Raw genomic sequence first — 968 nt, forward strand, 5'->3', positions numbered from 1 at the left:
GGGTTTTAGATAATTCGCTGCAGATGCACTGAGCTCCTCTTGATCAATTGGTGGGGGGACTTGTCCGGGCATTCCTACCCAATCGACAGCAATGATATCAATCACCACGTGCAGCAAATGTAGCGTCGCGTTGCCTTGCGCATCCGCCAATCTTTTTGCACGCTTTAAAACGGCGTCGCTTTCCTTGCTACACTCGAGTGCAACGAGGATGTTTTGGTATTCCGGCATAGTGCTTTCCCTCCAGTCCTTCTTTGCTTTTTGTTTCGACTCTGGTTCTCCCTGCGTATATCGGACAGAGACTGAACGTGCTTTCGCGAGTCGGCGAAGTAATTCATTTCTGCAATTCGCTTTAGTGTAGGAGCAACATCAAGAGTTTTGCTTGATGTGCATCAATCTTTTTTGCATGAGCGGGCATATCGCTTGTCTTTATAAAATGATGGCAAAAGTAGCCAAGCAAATGAGCTCATTTACCTGCTGAACTACACCAAGAGAATGAAGTTTGTTTTGGGTTCGGCGGTTTTTTGTATATTCAAATATACACCATGTTGCGGTCATCATCGGAAGCAGTATCAGAGAATAATGCGGTCGATGGCTAAGCTCGATAAGTAGTCCGAGAGGCACCAAAGCGAGAAGTCCTGAGAGCGCGATTAGTGACAAGGACCAAGGCGTATTTCTAGCCGAGCTTTTGTCCTCCGGTGTGAAATAAACCAAGGTGGCGGCCATTAATCTGCTCAACGAATGTGTACACATAAAAATCAAAACGACTACAGACATCTCATCTCTCAAATAGCCATTCAAGAAGAATACGTCGTCGATCAGGGAGGCCTTTAAGAGGATAACAAGCAGCAGGCCCAATGTGCCGTGTGTACCTAGCCGCACTCTTGCAGATGGCGTGTTTTGTTCATCGTTCGCGAAATCATCACAGCTGTGTGCCAAGCCTTTTTCATGTATCGCGCCAGTGAAAAGAA

2 protein-coding genes are annotated in these 968 nt (G+C 46.5%); both read right to left on the bottom strand.

Annotated features, from left to right (window positions below):
- The coding region (locus tag A3750_RS14830; protein WP_197475054.1) for a universal stress protein at positions 1-228 on the bottom strand (228 nt) is incomplete at its 3' end.
- Positions 229-426: 198 nt separating this feature from the next.
- On the bottom strand, positions 427-968 hold a 542-nt coding region (locus A3750_RS14835; protein WP_197475055.1), incomplete at its 5' end, for an adenosylcobinamide-GDP ribazoletransferase.

The sequence above is a fragment of the Oleiphilus sp. HI0079 genome (genome assembly GCF_001635105.1).